This is a genomic window from Microbacterium sp., assembly GCF_041641055.1.
Lineage (GTDB): Bacteria > Actinomycetota > Actinomycetes > Actinomycetales > Microbacteriaceae > Microbacterium.
The window spans coordinates 1-13,357 of sequence record NZ_JBEPZB010000011.1 but is presented as its reverse complement, the minus strand read 5'-3'; the positions used below and the strand labels follow the sequence as shown (position 1 = coordinate 13,357).

Here is a 13,357-nt window from a genome sequence, read left to right as displayed (position 1 = left end):
TCGTCACCGCGCGGCAAGAAGGCGAGTCGGCGGTCCCTCGAGGCGGGCGATCGCGATCTTCACGTCGCCGAGCTCCGACCGAACCTCTTTCACTTCGGCTTCCAGACGCTCGAATCGCGTGTCCACACGATCGAACTGCGCCTCCATGCGCTGCTCGAACCTCTCGAACCGCGCATCGGTCCGGCTTATCACCCAGCCGAACCCCGCCGCCAGCCCCAGCAGTGTGGACGCGACGGACACGATCATGGTCACCAGCTCGATCGACACCGTCATCTCCTCATGTTCGACTTCTCTGGCCAGAATGTCAGGATCCAGTGCGTGGCGGCAGCGCGTTCTCGCAACGAGACGGCGGATGTGGAAAGGTCGCAACCTCTGCCCATCGCCGCAGAAGGAGTGCGCCGGACGAAGTAGGCTCGACGGGTGCGTCTCGTCATCGCCCGCTGCTCCGTGGATTACACGGGTCGGCTCAATGCCCACCTCCCGCTCGCCACTCGTCTGCTCGTGCACAAGGGCGACGGGAGTCTGCTCGTGCACTCCGACGGCGGCAGCTACAAGCCGCTGAACTGGATGAGCCCGCCGTGCTCGCTCGCTCCAGAGGAGCCCGGCGAGGAGGAGTCCATCGCCGGCGTCACCGAGGTGTGGCGCGTCACGCACAAGAAGACCGGCGACGCTCTGCGGGTGCAGATCTACGAGATCCTCCACGACTCGAATCACGACCTCGGCGTCGACCCCGGTCTGCAGAAGGACGGCGTCGAAGCCGACCTGCAGCGACTGCTCGCCGAGCAGGTCGAGCGGATCTCGGAGGGGGCGACACTCGTGCGCCGGGAGTACCCGACGGCCATCGGTCCCGTCGACCTTCTCGTCAGGGATGCCGAGGGCGCAGCCATCGCCGTCGAGATCAAACGTCGCGGCGACATCGACGGCGTCGAGCAGCTCACGCGCTACCTCGAGCTGCTCGGGCGCGATCCGCACCTCGCCCCGGTGCAGGGCGTGTTCGCAGCGCAGGAGATCAAGCCCCAGGCCAGGGTGCTCGCCGAGGATCGCGGCATCCGCTGCCTGGTGCTCGACTACGACGACATGAAGGGCATCGAGTCCGGCATCCCCCGCCTGTTCTGATGCGCCCGACGGCGGGTGCACAGATGTTCATCGCGGTCGGACGGCTTGTCGACTGCCCATAGGCTGGAAGGCATGCCCTCCTCCCCCTACTCGTGCGTCCTGTGGGACGTCGACGGCACGATCGCGGATGCGTCCGTCGGCATCCTCCGTCGTCTGAACGTCGCCCTCACGCACTTCGGTCACTCTGCTCCCACGCGCGAGCAGCTGGTGCACTGGATCGGACCGCCGATGTTCGATTCGTTCCAGGCGCAGGCCGCCATGACCCCGGAGCAGGCGACCGAGGCTGTCGCCTTCTACCGCACCCTCGGCAAGGCCGACGGGTACACCACGGATGTGTCGACCTACCCGGGCGTGCCCGAGATCATCCGCGACCTGCACGATGCGGGAGTGCCGCAGGCGACTGCGAGCTCCAAGCCCGAGATCCAGGTCGACGCGATCGTGGACTTCTTCGAGCTGCGTCCGTACTTCCTGACCACGGTGGGAGCGACACCCGATGAGGCGACTCTCGCCTCGAAGACCGACATCGTCGCCGAGGCGCTGCGTCGCCTGGCCGAGCGCGGCGCTGACGTGTCGCGCCCGGTGCTCATCGGCGACCGACACCACGACGTCGAGGGCGGCAATGCCAACGGCGTGCCCGTGATCTTCGTCGAGTGGGGCTTCAGCGACTCCCACGAAGGCGACGAGGCAGCGTTCCGCGCGGCATCCGCCGACGACCTGCGCGCGCTGCTGCTGAGCTGAGCCCGAAGCCGCCGTAGAAAGCACAGAACTCCCCGCCGGAGGTCGCAACGAGTGCGGACCCCGGTCAGGGAGTTCTGTTGTCGTCCGCTCTCAGAGCGGACGGATGTTCTCTGCCTGCAGGCCCTTGGGGCCCTGCGCCACGTCGAACTCGACTCGCTGGTTCTCTTCGAGAGACCGGTAGCCGGATGATTCGATGGCGGAGTAGTGCGCGAAAACGTCAGCGCCGCCGTCGTCGGGGGAGATGAAGCCGAAGCCCTTCTCCGAGTTGAACCACTTAACCGTGCCCTGGGTGCTCATGTACTGCCTGTTCTGCTGGAAAGAAGCCGACGCAGGATGCCCCGACGTGCTCCACGCTAGTGGAGCAGGCGCTGAGGGGAAGTCCCGAGGTCAGCCCGTAACCCAAATGTTGCATGAGACGTCATCGACCATCATGCACACGAGTGGATGCGCGCCCCAGAAAATGGTGTGGCCCTCACCGCGGGGGGAGCGATGAGGGCCGAAGACGACCGGAGGGTGCGTCAGATTCCAGCCTAACCCCTCCGTGACCGTTTTGTCCCCCATTTGGGGGACAAAACAAAAATCTGTAGGAGAACGCCAACGATAGCGGCCCTCTCGAGCAGTCCGTTGGGGACTGAACCACTCGAGAGGGCCCAATCGCATGCACGGATCGCCTTGCCTCTGGGGAAGGCAGCCCGTCTCTGGGGAAGACGGAGACGATCAATCCCCTGTGCATGCACTTTCACCCTAGGGGAGCTCCGACGATCGCGCCATGGGGGTTGACTCCGGGCGTTTCTGCTCTTCCGAAGACCGATCCATCCGGCGGCCGCGAGTAGCCTGGGGCCGTGACCCTGCTGAACAAAGACATGACACTGTGCATCTCCCTGTCTGCCCGCCCGAGCAACAACGGCACTCGGTTCCACAACCATCTCTACGAGGAGCTGGGGCTCAATTGGATCTACAAGGCGTTCGCGCCCACCGACCTCGGCCAGGCCATCGCCGGCGTGCGGGGTCTCGGCATCCGTGGCTGCGCGATCTCGATGCCCTATAAGGAGGAGGTCATCGCGCTGGTCGACCGCATGGACCCCTCGGCCACCGCGATCGACTCCGTCAACACGATCGTGAACGACGACGGCGTGCTCACCGCATACAACACCGACTACAGCGCGATCGCCCAGCTGATCGAGAGCAACTCGCTGGACCCCTCGGCCTCCCTGCTGCTGCTCGGCTCCGGCGGAATGGCGAAGGCCACCGCCGCCGCCTTCCGTGACGCGGGATTCACGCGCGTCACCATCGCCGCTCGCAACGAGGAGCGCGGCCGCAGCCTGGCCGATCTGTACGGCTTCGCCTGGATCCCGGATGCCGCGGAGGCCACCGCCGACATCATCGTGAACATCACCCCGATCGGGATGGCCGGCGGGGCGGACGAGCACGCTCTGTCGTTCTCGGAGCAGCAGATCTCGTCCGCCTCCGTGGTGTTCGACGTCGTCGCGCTGCCGGCCGAGACCCCTCTCATCGCCGCGGGGCGCGCAGCGGGCAAGACGGTCATCACCGGCGCTGAGGTGGCGACCCTGCAGGCACTCGAGCAGTTCGTGCTCTACACCGGCATCCGTCCGTCCGCCGAGCAGGTGCGCGCCGCCGAGGAGTTCATGCGCGCGCAGTAGCGATCAGGCCGCGACGGTGCGCAGGGTGCCGGTGGTGGCCGACGCCGGGCGACGCGCGGCGATGACCGCGATCACCATGACGACCAGAGCGGATGCCGTGATCGCCGCCCCGATCCAGATGGGCGAGGTGTACCCGAGCCCCGCCGCGATGCCGAGACCGCCGGCCCAGGCACCGAGCGCGTTGCCGACGTTGAACGCCCCGATGTTCGCGCCGGACGCGAGGGTCGGCGCTCCTCCGGCGTACTGCATGATCCGGCTCTGCAGGCCCGGGACGGTACCGAATCCGAAGGCGCCCATCAGCATCAGAATCGCGATGGTCACCGGCTGCGACCAGGCGAAGAGCCCGAACAGGACGAGCACGACCACCAGCGCAGCGATGAAGACGAGCAGGGTGCGGTCGATCGACCTGTCGGCGAGGCGCCCGCCGATGGCGTTGCCGGCCACCAGCCCGACACCGAACAGCACCAGGAGCCACGGCACGGTCGTGTCGGCGAACCCCGTCACGCCGGTGAGCGTGTAGGCGATATAGGTGAACGCCCCGAACATGCCGCCGAAGGCGAGCGCCGTCACCACCAGCGACAGCCAGACCTGGCCGGAGCGGAACGCCCGGAGCTCGCTGCGCAGACTCACCTGCTGTCCTGTCGGCGTCGGGGCGGTCACGAGCAGCGCGATGCCGGCGAACGCGATCACACCGATCGCCGAGATCACCCAGAACGTCGAGCGCCATCCGAACTGCTGGCCGAGGAAGGTGCCGAAGGGGACGCCGAACACGTTGGCGGCGGTCAGACCGGTGAACATGATGGCGATCGCGCGCGCCTTCTTCTCGGGGGCGACGAGGTCGGCCGCGACGACCGCGCCGATGCCGAAGAACGCGCCGTGGCAGAGTGCGGCGATGATGCGGCCCATCATGGCCACGCTGTAGTCGGGGGCGACCGCGGTGAGGGCGTTGCCCGCGATGAACAGCACGACGAGTCCGAGCAGGACCGGCTTTCGCGGCAGGCGGGTGGTGGCTGCGGTGAGACCGAGCGCGCCGACGACCACGCTCAGGGCGTAGCCCGAGATGAGCCAGCCTGCGGTGGCCTCGGTGACGCCGAAGTCGGTGGCGACCTCGGGAAGCAGGCCCATGATCACGAACTCGGTGAGTCCGATCCCGAAGGCGCCGATGGCGAGTGCGATGAGTCCGAGTGGCATGGGTGCGCTCCGAAGTCCTCTGCTAAAGTAGTTGCAGACGCGGGATATTGCGTCCGACGGATAATCATTGCACACGCAAGTATTCCGCGCAAGCAACTACTTCGGAGGTCATCGTGGGAATCTCAGACGACGCTGTCGAGATCCGCGCGCGCGGCTGGCGCACACTCGCCGCCCTGCACGGCATCATCGAGGCGGATCTCGAGAAGGCGCTCGGCGCCTCGGTCGGCCTGTCGGTCGTGGAGTACACCGTGCTCGACGCCCTCAGCAGGCAGGACGGGTGGCACATGCGGATGCAGCAGCTCGCCCGCGCGACCGCGCTGAGTCCGAGCGCGACGACGCGACTCGTCACACGGCTCGAGGACCGCGGACTGCTCACGCGCATCCTGTGCGCCGACGACCGCCGCGGCATCTACACCGAGCTCACCCCCGCAGGCCAGGCGCTGTACGAAGAGGCGCATCCGATCCATGACGAGACCCTCGAGCGGGCGCTCGGAGACGCCGTGATGCAGCCGGAGCTCGCACCCGTCGTGCACGCGCTGCAGGGAACGACGGTCGACGCCTAGGCCGAGCCGACTCGGCAGGATCAGCGGTCTCCGCGAGCAGCCGATGGAGCGGATGCGTGATCTGCGGTGCGATACGTGGGTAGCCTAGGCGCATGAGCGCGCCTCGCACCGCACGACGGACCCCCGCAGCACTTGCCATGGCGGCGATCGTCGCCCTGGCTCTGACCGCGTGCACCGGCGGTGGCGACGACGGCACGACCGAGGACGGTGGGCAGGCCTTCCCCGACGACGGGTGCACGCACATCACCGTCGCGACCTCATCTGAGAAGGTCAACATGCTCGACGAGCTGGCGAAGGCGTTCAAGGAGTCGCCGGAGCATGAGGGACTCGAGACCTGCGCCACAGTCCGGCCCACGAACGTCTCCTCGGGCAACGCGACGCGCTTCCTCACCTCCGGCGAGGACTGGCCGAGCGACGACAAGGCTCTCTGGCCGACACTGTGGTCGCCGGCATCCACGGTCTGGACCGACCGAGTGGCGGCGGCAGCCTCCGCCACCCTGGTCGGCGAGCCGAAGTCGTTCACGCGGACGCCGGTCGTGTTCGGGATGCCGGAGCCGATGGCGACGGCCCTCGGCTGGCCGGACACCCCGATCAGCATCTCGGACCTCGAGACGCTGTGCCAGGATCCGGCCGGGTGGGGCAGCGTGGGCAAGGACATCTGGGGCGCCTTCAAGATCTCGAAGACGAATCCGAACACCTCGACCACGGGCCTGTCGACGATCCTGATGCAGTCCTACGAGGCGACCGGCAAGGCGGAGGGACTCACCTCGGCCGATGTCGAGGCATCCGCCGACTTCTCCCGCGTGTTCGAGGAGTGCGTCATCCACTACGGCGACACCACGGGCAACGTCCTCTCGACCCTGTATGACGAGACTCAGAACGGCTCGAACGGATCGGCGTACGTCTCCGCGGTCGCGCTGGAGGAGACCTCGCTGCTCAACTACAACCAGGGCAACCCCGACTCGCACACCGTGCAGCCGGGCGAGACCCTGACTCCTCCGAAGACCAAGCTCGTCGCCGTCTACCCCGAGGGCGGATCGATGTGGTCGGACAACCCGATCACCGTGCTCGGCGCCGACTGGATCAGCGCCGAGCAGCGCACCGCCGGCGAGGCGTTCGCCGAGTTCGTGCAGACGACGGCCGCGCAGAAGATCCTTCCCGACTACGGCTTCCGCCCGCTCGATGAGTCCGTCCCCCTCGGTGAGCTGTTCAGCGCGAAGTTCGGCGTCGATCCGGCGCAGCCCGCCGTGACCCTCCCGAAGCCCGACGTCGACGTCATCTCGACCGCGATCGACCAGTGGACGCAGGTTCGCAAGCCCTCGTCGGTGCTCGAGCTGATCGACATCTCCGGATCGATGGACGACCCGATCGGTGACGGGCGCTCCCGTCTCGACGGCGCGATCGAGGGTGCCCAGTCGACGCTGGACCATTTCCGCTCGACCGACGAGATCGGCGTCTGGGTCTTCACCACCGGCATCTCGTCCGATGAGGGCGAAGGCATCCAGGTGCTGCGCGATGTCAGTGCGCTCGGCTCGGACGGCGAGAAGCTCGACTCCTCCCTCGCCGACCTGCGCTACGCGCAGCGCAACGGCACCCCGTTGTACGACTCGATCCTGCTCGCCTACGAGGCCATGAGCGAGCGCGCCGAGCCCGGTCGCATCAACGCGATCGTCCTTCTCTCCGACGGCGAGGACACCGACTCCGGCATCTCTCTCGACTCCCTGATCGCGAAGATCGGCAAGAGCACCAAGGAGGGCGGAGACGACGCCCCTGTCCGTATATTCCCGATCGCGTATGGAGAGGGAGCCGACACCTCGGCTCTGCAGCGGATCGCGGATGTCACGGGCGGACAACTCTTCGACGCCTCGGATGCCGAGCGGATCGACCTCGTGTTCGCCTCGGTCATCAACAACTTCTGAGGTCGCGATGCCGTTCCTCTCCGCCTCCGACAACCCGTGGCTCGAAGATGCCGTCGAAGGAATATCGACCCAGAACGTCTATGTCGATCCTGCTGCGAGCGGTGGCCAGGAGATCGCCGAGGCTCTCGCGGGAGTGGTTCCCGACGACGGCTCCATCGCCGTGGTGGTGCTGCCCTCGGATGCCGGCAAGAACAACCCCTACAGCAGCTACATCCTCGAACGGCTCACTGCCGCGGGCGACCACGAGACCGTGATCGTCGCGGTGGGCGACGACCTGCAGGCGACCTCGAGCGCGATCGACGGCGATGTGGCGCTGCGCATCGCGAACGAGAACCAGTCGTCCGCTCCGAGCACACAGGATGCTCTCGTCGAGACCGTGCAGGAGATCTCGGCCGAGACGCCGACCTCGCCGGGCGGCGGCGATGCCGGAGCGGGAGGCGCGGCCATCCCGCTCGTGATCGGCGGGGTCGTGCTCGTCGCGGCCGCCGTGACTGCTTTCGGCCTGATCGCCCGTCGGCGACGTAAGCCGGTGGCATCGACCGACCCGGTGCCCGCCGGCATCCGTCTCCGCGTGAACCGACTGCGCGAGCTTCGCGCCGACTACGCGGCGGTGCCCGGGAGTCCGGTCGCGGCCGAGACCGCCGCAGGGATCGACGCGCTGGCCTCGCATGTCGAGCAGCTGTTCATCCGCCTCGACGCGAAGGCAGGCGAGGATCAGAGCGCGCTGGCTGAAGCCGAGTACTCCGACAAGCTCGCCCGCCTCGTCGCCGCCCTCGACCGGGACTATCTGCTCGACCTGCTCACCCGGCCGGACCTCTGGGATGCTCCGGACGAGCGCATCGGCGAGGTGCGCGAAGCGCTGGCTGCGGTGACCACACAGATCGTCGACAACATCAAGCAGGTCAACGCTCGCAGAGGACTGCTCTTCCAGGTGTCGCTCGACTCGCTCATCGGTCGCAGCGAGCTGCGCGACTGGGAGCGGCAGTTCAAGCAGAGCTCCGGCGAGTGACCGCGCCTGGTCAGATGTCGTACACGGCGCGGCGGTGCGCGACACGCACAACCGTCACGAGAACCTGCTCGTCCATGACCTCGTACAGCACTCGATAGTCGCCGATACGCACTCTCCAGGCATTGTCATACCCGGCCAGCTTGCGGCATCCGTGCGGACGCGGGTCGAGTTCCAGATCGGCCACTCCGGCAAGTATCCGTCGGCGGATCAGCGGGTCGAGCTTGCGGATCTCCCTGGCAGCGGCAGCGGTGAACTCGATGCGAAAGCGCGTCACGCCACTTCCGCACGCAGCTCATCCAAAGACACGCGCTCACCGTCATCCGACGCTCGCGCAGCGGCGAACTCTGCGGCGTCTCGGGCCGCCTCGAGTTCTTCGAGCAGTTCAAGATCATCGACGCTGATCACTACGGCCGTCAGCTTGCCGTGGCGCGTGACTCCCACTCGCTCTGAGCCGTACGCGACCCCTCCGAGCACATCGGCCAGGCTGTCACGCAGGTCCTTCGAGGGCACGCGCCGGCTGATCGTGTTCATGCGGCAAGCATAGCACTTATGTACATAATACCGATATTGTACGTCGCTCGTGAGCGGGCCGACGCGCGGTCTCGTCAGGCGGCCGGAGCGGCAGTGGATGCCCGGACGATCAGCTGAGACCCCAGGGTCACGACGTCGTCGATCGCGGCGCCGGTCATGGCCTGCAGCAGCAGGTCGACCGCCAGCGCACCGCTGCGTTCGATCGGCATGCGCACCGTCGTGAGGGCGGGCGTGACCGCTCCGGCGAGGTCGATGTCGTCGATCCCGACGATGCTGATGTCCGCGGGGCACCGCTTGCCGAGCTCCAGCAGACCGGCCTCGAGGCCCAGCGCGACGAGGTCGTTGTAGGCGATGACAGCCGTCGCTCCACTCGCCGCGGCGGGAGCGGCGGCGGCACGGCCACCCTGGATCGACGCGGCGTGATGACTGAGCCCGGTCAGGCGGATGCCGTGGCGCTCGCACGCCCGGGCGACGGTGTCCGCACGGCGCACATCGGCCCATGACCCGCGCGGCCCCGCGGCGTAGGCGATGTGCGTGTGCCCGAGCGCGGCGAGATGCTCGATGGCCTGCGCCGGCCCGTGCTCGGTGTCCATCAGCACGCAGGGCGCTCCGTCGATCTGCCGGTTGACCACGACATACGGGGTGTCTCCGACGAGCGCGAGCACGTCGGCGTCCGGGAGGCGCGGGGAGCACAGCAGCATCCCGTCGAGCTTGCGGGCCTGCTCGATCTGCTCGCGTTCGCGACGTAGGTCCTCGTCCGCGTCGAACAGCACGATGCGATGGCGTCCGTGCCAGGCCTGGCCCTGGATCGCCTTCAGCAGAGTCGCATAGACCGGGTTGGCGACGTCGGGGACGACGACACCGAAGGTGCGCGTCGCCGAGGCGGACTGAGGGGTGGCGTAGCCGAGTTCGCCGGCGGCTTCGAGGACACGCCCGAGGGTGTTCGGCGCGAGGCGGTCAGGCTCGCCGAAAGCCCGGGATGCGGTCGCGATCGACACCCCGGCACGTCGCGCCACGTCCGTCAGCGTCGCTGCCATGTCGTCCTCCCGCCTTCGCAGCAATCCTACGATCCTCGCTGGTCATGTAAAACAGGTTGACAAGTTTGTACAAACACTGCACACTGATTTGCATGACGATCAACGCCGATCACCCTCAGCGGTGCGCGGCCCCGAGCGAAGGAGCCACCGCGTGAGCACCTCAGCACCGGCCCTGCGCCGCACCACCTCCGCGACCGCGGCGCCACTCGTCGCTCCGACAGGCGCCGGCATCCTGCACCTCGGGCTCGGCAGCTTCCACCGCGCGCACCAGGCCGTCTACACGGCAGCCGCTCTGCAGTCCACCGGCGGCGACTGGGGCATCATCGGCGTCGCCTCGCGCTCCCGTGCGATCGTCGACGCGATGCACGCCCAGGACTTCCTCTACTCCGTGGCGACCATCGCCCCGGGCACGACGTCGCTGACCATCCCCGGCGTGCACACCGACGCGTTCGTCGGCGGCGAGCAGCCCGAGCGGGTGGTCGCGCAGATCGCCGACCCCGGCATCCGCATCGTGACGCTCACCGTCACCGAGAACGGGTACAGCTACTCCCCCGCGACGCAGCATCTCGACCTCGACGACGACACCGTGCGCTCCGACCTGCGCGGCGGTGCCGCCCGCTCGACGATCGGCCAACTCGCCCGCGGCCTGCAGGCCCGTGCCGCAGCCGGCGGCGCACCGATCTCGATCCTCAGCTGCGACAACCTCTCCGCCAACGGCGCTCACACCGAGAAGCTCGTCCGCGAGTTCCTGCACGAGCTGCCCGGCGCTGAGGGCGCAGACGCACTCGCGTTCCTCGACGGCGCCGTGTCGTTCCCGTCGAGCATGGTCGACCGCATCGTGCCCGCGACCACCGCCGAGCTGCGCACCCGCGTCAGCACCCTGCTCGGCGCCCGCGACGACATCCCGGTGCCTGCCGAGCCGTTCACGATGTGGGCGATCGAAGACCGCTTCGCCGGTGGACGACCCGCGTGGGAGGCGGGCGGCGCCGTCTTCACCGACGAGGTCGGCCGCTACGAGCAGATGAAGGTGCGGCTGCTCAACGGCACGCACTCCCTCATCGCCTACCTCGGCGCGCTCAGCGGTGTCGGGACGATCCCCGAGGCCATCGGGCTCGGCGGCATCGAGAGCGCGGCCCGCGCCGTGCTGCGGGACGAGTACGAGCCCTCGATCGAGGTTCCGTCCGGCGTCGACATCCGCGCCTACGAGAGCGAGCTCTTCGAGCGCTGGGCCAACAGCGCCCTGGGCCACCGCACCAGTCAGGTCGGCACCGACGGCTCGGTCAAGCTGCGCCAGCGCATCCCGGAGCCTGCGCTCCTGGTTCTGCGCGATGGCGGGATGCCCCACCTGATCGCCCTCACGGTCGCCGGGTACCTGTCATGCATCGCTCCGCTGCCCGGATTCGATCCCGGCCCGCACGCTGCGGCCATGACCGACGGCGCTCGCGAGCGCCTGGCGGGCTACGCGGCGAGCGCCCACACCGGTCGTGAGCTCGCACAGCGCGTGATCGGCGAGCTGCACCTGTTCGGTGATGGACTCGGATCACAGGATGCCTTCATCGCGCGCGTCGGCGAACTCGTCGACACGATCCGGCGGCGCGGCGTCGACGCTGCGATCGCCGATGCCGTCTCGGCATCCCAGACCACCACATCATCACTCACCCGCGCAGAGGAGTTGCAGCCATGAAGGCTCTCGCCATCCACGGCAAGGAAGACATCCGCTGGGAAGACCGCGAGGTCCCGACCCCCGGCGACGGCGAGGTCCGACTCCGCGTCAACTACGTCGGCATCTGCGGATCCGACCTGCACTACTACTTCCACGGAGCGAACGGCGAGTACACGATCCGCGAGCCCCTGACCCCCGGTCACGAGCTCTCCGGCGTCGTCGACCTCGACCCGTCCGGCCGCCTGGCCCCCGGCACCCCGGTCACGGTGCACCCGGCCCGCTACGGCGCCGATGTCCCCGGGCTCGAAGACCACCCGCACCTGCGTCCCGGCGGCGACTACTTCGGCAGCGCCGCCGCGAACCCGCACCGCCAGGGCGGGGCATCCGAACTGCTGATCGTCGAGGACCACATGGTCCGCGTGCTGCCGGCATCCCTCCCGCTCGAGCGCGCCGCCCTCGCCGAGCCGCTGGCCGTCGCGATCCACGCCGTGAGCCTCGCCGGTGACATCACCGGCAAGCGGGTGCTGGTGATCGGTGCCGGCCCCATCGGACTCCTCGTGGTCGCTGCGGCACTCCACGCGGGTGCCGCGGTGGTCGGCGCGAGCGACGTGCGCGAGGAACCGCTCGAGCGGGCCACCTCGCTCGGCGCGACCGAGGTCTCGCTCGTCGGCCGCGACACGATCGAGAACGAGTCGTACGACGTCGTCTTCGAGTGCTCCGGCGTCGGAGTGGCCCTCACCCAGGCGGTGCGCGCCGCGCGCCGCGCCGGCAGCATCGTGCAGGTCGGGATGCTGCCGAACGCCGACATCGCGGTGAACCTCGCGCCGATGCTCGCCAAAGAACTCACCATCCGCGGCGCCTTCCGCTTCTCGACCGAGATCGATGACGCGATCGCCCTCCTGGCCGAGTCCGACGCCCTCGACTCCGTCATCTCCCACGTCCTCCCGGCATCCGACGCCGTCCAGGCCCTCGAGCTCGCTCGCGACTCGTCCGCCTCGGCGAAGGTCCTGCTCTCCCTCTAGCGACACCCCTCCGCGCCCCCCGCGCACCACCCGTTCCTGGTCCGAAGGAGTACCTCCCATGTCAGAACCGCAGACGACGGCACCCGCCGTCGATCCCGCCGCGAAGAGGTCGGTCCGCGACCTCGTCCGCGCCGCCATCTCCGGATGGCTCGGCACCGCCCTCGAGTTCATGGACTACCAGCTCTACTCGCTGGCAGCCGCTCTGGTGTTCGCCGACCTGTTCTTCTCGTCCGAGAACCCGGCCGTGGCCGTGGTCGCCGCGATGGCCACCTACGGCGTGGGCTACGTCGCCCGACCGGTCGGCGCGTTCTTCTTCGCCCGCCTCGGCGACAAGACCGGTCGCACGAAGGTGCTGTTCTACACGATCCTCCTGATGGGTCTCGCGACCACCCTCATCGGCTTCCTTCCGACGTACGACCAGGTGGGCGTGCTCGCCCCGATCCTCCTCGTGCTGCTGCGCATCGCGCAGGGCTTCGGAGCCGGTGCCGAGATCTCGGGTGCGGGAGTCATGCTCGCCGAGTACGCACCGGCCAAGCGTCGCGGCATCATCGCCTCGCTCGTCGCGCTCGGCACGAACTGCGGCACGCTGCTGGCATCCGGCATCTGGGCGATCCTTCTTGTCGCGTACAGCGAAGACGAGGTCATCGCCTGGGCATGGCGCATCCCCTTCATCGCCAGCGCGATCATCATGCTGTTCGCCATCTGGGTGCGGTTCAACCTCAAGGAGACCCCGGTCTTCGAGGAGCGCGACGACGTCGTCGACGGCAAGGCGCTCTCGCGCGAAGAGGTCGTGAAGCTCGCCACCGAGACCAACGACATCCGCACGCTCGAGGCGATGAACCGCAAGCCCTGGAAGGCGTTCTCGATCGCGCTCCTGCTGCGCTTCGGCCAGGCCGGCAACTCGGGC

The 13,357-nt window shown here is 68.3% G+C and carries 15 protein-coding genes; 9 read left to right on the top strand and 6 right to left on the bottom strand.

Annotated features, from left to right (window positions below):
• Positions 1-3 precede the first annotated feature (3 nt).
• A complete protein-coding gene (locus tag ACESK8_RS08915) occupies positions 4-273 on the bottom strand; it encodes a response regulator (RefSeq protein ID WP_372968262.1) in 270 nt (89 codons plus the stop codon).
• Positions 274-420: 147 nt separating this feature from the next.
• On the opposite strand from ACESK8_RS08915, the gene nucS reads away from it, so the two are divergent.
• Positions 421-1,116: an endonuclease NucS gene (nucS, locus tag ACESK8_RS08910; protein WP_372968261.1), complete on the top strand. Its 696-nt coding sequence runs from the start codon at positions 421-423 to the stop codon at positions 1,114-1,116.
• A 72-nt stretch (positions 1,117-1,188) separates the two neighbouring features.
• Positions 1,189-1,854, top strand: a complete 666-nt coding sequence (locus ACESK8_RS08905; RefSeq protein WP_372968260.1) for an HAD hydrolase-like protein — start codon at positions 1,189-1,191, stop codon at positions 1,852-1,854.
• A 90-nt stretch (positions 1,855-1,944) separates the two neighbouring features.
• Here ACESK8_RS08905 and ACESK8_RS08900 read toward each other — a convergent pair whose 3' ends face one another.
• Positions 1,945-2,151: a cold-shock protein gene (locus ACESK8_RS08900; protein WP_042540947.1), complete on the bottom strand. Its 207-nt coding sequence runs from the start codon at positions 2,149-2,151 to the stop codon at positions 1,945-1,947.
• 545 nt (positions 2,152-2,696) lie between these two features.
• Here ACESK8_RS08900 and ACESK8_RS08895 point away from each other — a divergent pair.
• Positions 2,697-3,515, top strand: coding sequence for a shikimate 5-dehydrogenase (locus ACESK8_RS08895; RefSeq protein ID WP_372968259.1), 819 nt, complete (start codon positions 2,697-2,699; stop codon positions 3,513-3,515).
• Between the two features lie 3 nt (positions 3,516-3,518).
• Here the strand turns inward: ACESK8_RS08895 and ACESK8_RS08890 are convergent, their stop codons facing one another.
• Entirely contained in the window at positions 3,519-4,706 is a 1,188-nt protein-coding gene (locus tag ACESK8_RS08890) for an MFS transporter (protein WP_372968258.1), read from the bottom strand.
• A gap of 113 nt (positions 4,707-4,819) precedes the next feature.
• Here ACESK8_RS08890 and ACESK8_RS08885 point away from each other — a divergent pair, with 113 nt between their 5' ends.
• The 3 genes from ACESK8_RS08885 (at position 4,820) to ACESK8_RS08875 (ending at position 8,197) form a co-directional block, all read left to right on the top strand.
• Positions 4,820-5,269, top strand: coding sequence for a MarR family winged helix-turn-helix transcriptional regulator (locus ACESK8_RS08885; RefSeq protein WP_372968257.1), 450 nt, complete (start codon positions 4,820-4,822; stop codon positions 5,267-5,269).
• A 92-nt stretch (positions 5,270-5,361) separates the two neighbouring features.
• Positions 5,362-7,188, top strand: coding sequence for a substrate-binding domain-containing protein (locus ACESK8_RS08880; protein WP_372968256.1), 1,827 nt, complete (start codon positions 5,362-5,364; stop codon positions 7,186-7,188).
• A 7-nt stretch (positions 7,189-7,195) separates the two neighbouring features.
• Positions 7,196-8,197 (top strand): hypothetical protein, encoded by a 1,002-nt coding sequence (locus ACESK8_RS08875; RefSeq protein WP_372968255.1) that lies wholly within the window; start codon positions 7,196-7,198, stop codon positions 8,195-8,197.
• Between the two features lie 10 nt (positions 8,198-8,207).
• On the opposite strand, the gene ACESK8_RS08870 is transcribed toward ACESK8_RS08875, so the two are convergent.
• The 3 genes from ACESK8_RS08870 to ACESK8_RS08860 form a co-directional block, all read right to left on the bottom strand.
• Positions 8,208-8,471 (bottom strand): type II toxin-antitoxin system RelE/ParE family toxin, encoded by a 264-nt coding sequence (locus ACESK8_RS08870; protein ID WP_372968254.1) that lies wholly within the window; start codon positions 8,469-8,471, stop codon positions 8,208-8,210.
• Positions 8,468-8,728, bottom strand: a complete 261-nt coding sequence (locus ACESK8_RS08865; protein WP_372968253.1) for a type II toxin-antitoxin system prevent-host-death family antitoxin — start codon at positions 8,726-8,728, stop codon at positions 8,468-8,470. Before ACESK8_RS08865 ends, ACESK8_RS08870 begins: the two co-directional genes overlap by 4 nt.
• A gap of 74 nt (positions 8,729-8,802) precedes the next feature.
• The gene (locus tag ACESK8_RS08860) at positions 8,803-9,765 is read right to left on the bottom strand and encodes a LacI family DNA-binding transcriptional regulator (RefSeq protein ID WP_372968252.1); all 963 of its coding nucleotides are present in this window, start codon (positions 9,763-9,765) and stop codon (positions 8,803-8,805) included.
• Positions 9,766-9,916: 151 nt separating this feature from the next.
• Between ACESK8_RS08860 and ACESK8_RS08855 the strand changes: the two genes are divergently transcribed.
• From ACESK8_RS08855 to ACESK8_RS08845, 3 genes are all read left to right on the top strand, one after another.
• Positions 9,917-11,449 carry a mannitol dehydrogenase family protein gene (locus ACESK8_RS08855; RefSeq protein WP_372968251.1) on the top strand — a complete coding sequence of 511 codons (1,533 nt, stop codon included), beginning with the start codon at positions 9,917-9,919 and terminating at the stop codon, positions 11,447-11,449.
• Positions 11,446-12,450 carry an L-idonate 5-dehydrogenase gene (locus ACESK8_RS08850; protein WP_372968250.1) on the top strand — a complete coding sequence of 335 codons (1,005 nt, stop codon included), beginning with the start codon at positions 11,446-11,448 and terminating at the stop codon, positions 12,448-12,450. Before ACESK8_RS08855 ends, ACESK8_RS08850 begins: the two co-directional genes overlap by 4 nt.
• Positions 12,451-12,508: 58 nt before the next feature.
• Positions 12,509-13,357, top strand: an 849-nt coding sequence (locus ACESK8_RS08845; RefSeq protein ID WP_372968249.1) for an MFS transporter, incomplete at its 3' end; no start/stop codon positions are given.

Excerpts from the sequence above, each read along its gene's own strand:
- ACESK8_RS08915 (WP_372968262.1), bottom strand. The coding sequence starts at position 273 with ATGACGGTGTCGATCGAGCTGGTGACCATGATCGTGTCCGTCGCGTCC.
- ACESK8_RS08905 (WP_372968260.1), top strand. The coding sequence starts at position 1,189 with ATGCCCTCCTCCCCCTACTCGTGCGTCCTGTGGGACGTCGACGGCACG.
- ACESK8_RS08900 (WP_042540947.1), bottom strand. The coding sequence starts at position 2,151 with ATGAGCACCCAGGGCACGGTTAAGTGGTTCAACTCGGAGAAGGGCTTC.
- ACESK8_RS08890 (WP_372968258.1), bottom strand. The coding sequence starts at position 4,706 with ATGCCACTCGGACTCATCGCACTCGCCATCGGCGCCTTCGGGATCGGA.
- ACESK8_RS08880 (WP_372968256.1), top strand. The coding sequence starts at position 5,362 with ATGAGCGCGCCTCGCACCGCACGACGGACCCCCGCAGCACTTGCCATG.
- ACESK8_RS08875 (WP_372968255.1), top strand. The coding sequence starts at position 7,196 with ATGCCGTTCCTCTCCGCCTCCGACAACCCGTGGCTCGAAGATGCCGTC.
- ACESK8_RS08865 (WP_372968253.1), bottom strand. The coding sequence starts at position 8,728 with ATGAACACGATCAGCCGGCGCGTGCCCTCGAAGGACCTGCGTGACAGC.
- ACESK8_RS08860 (WP_372968252.1), bottom strand. The coding sequence starts at position 9,765 with ATGGCAGCGACGCTGACGGACGTGGCGCGACGTGCCGGGGTGTCGATC.
- ACESK8_RS08850 (WP_372968250.1), top strand. The coding sequence starts at position 11,446 with ATGAAGGCTCTCGCCATCCACGGCAAGGAAGACATCCGCTGGGAAGAC.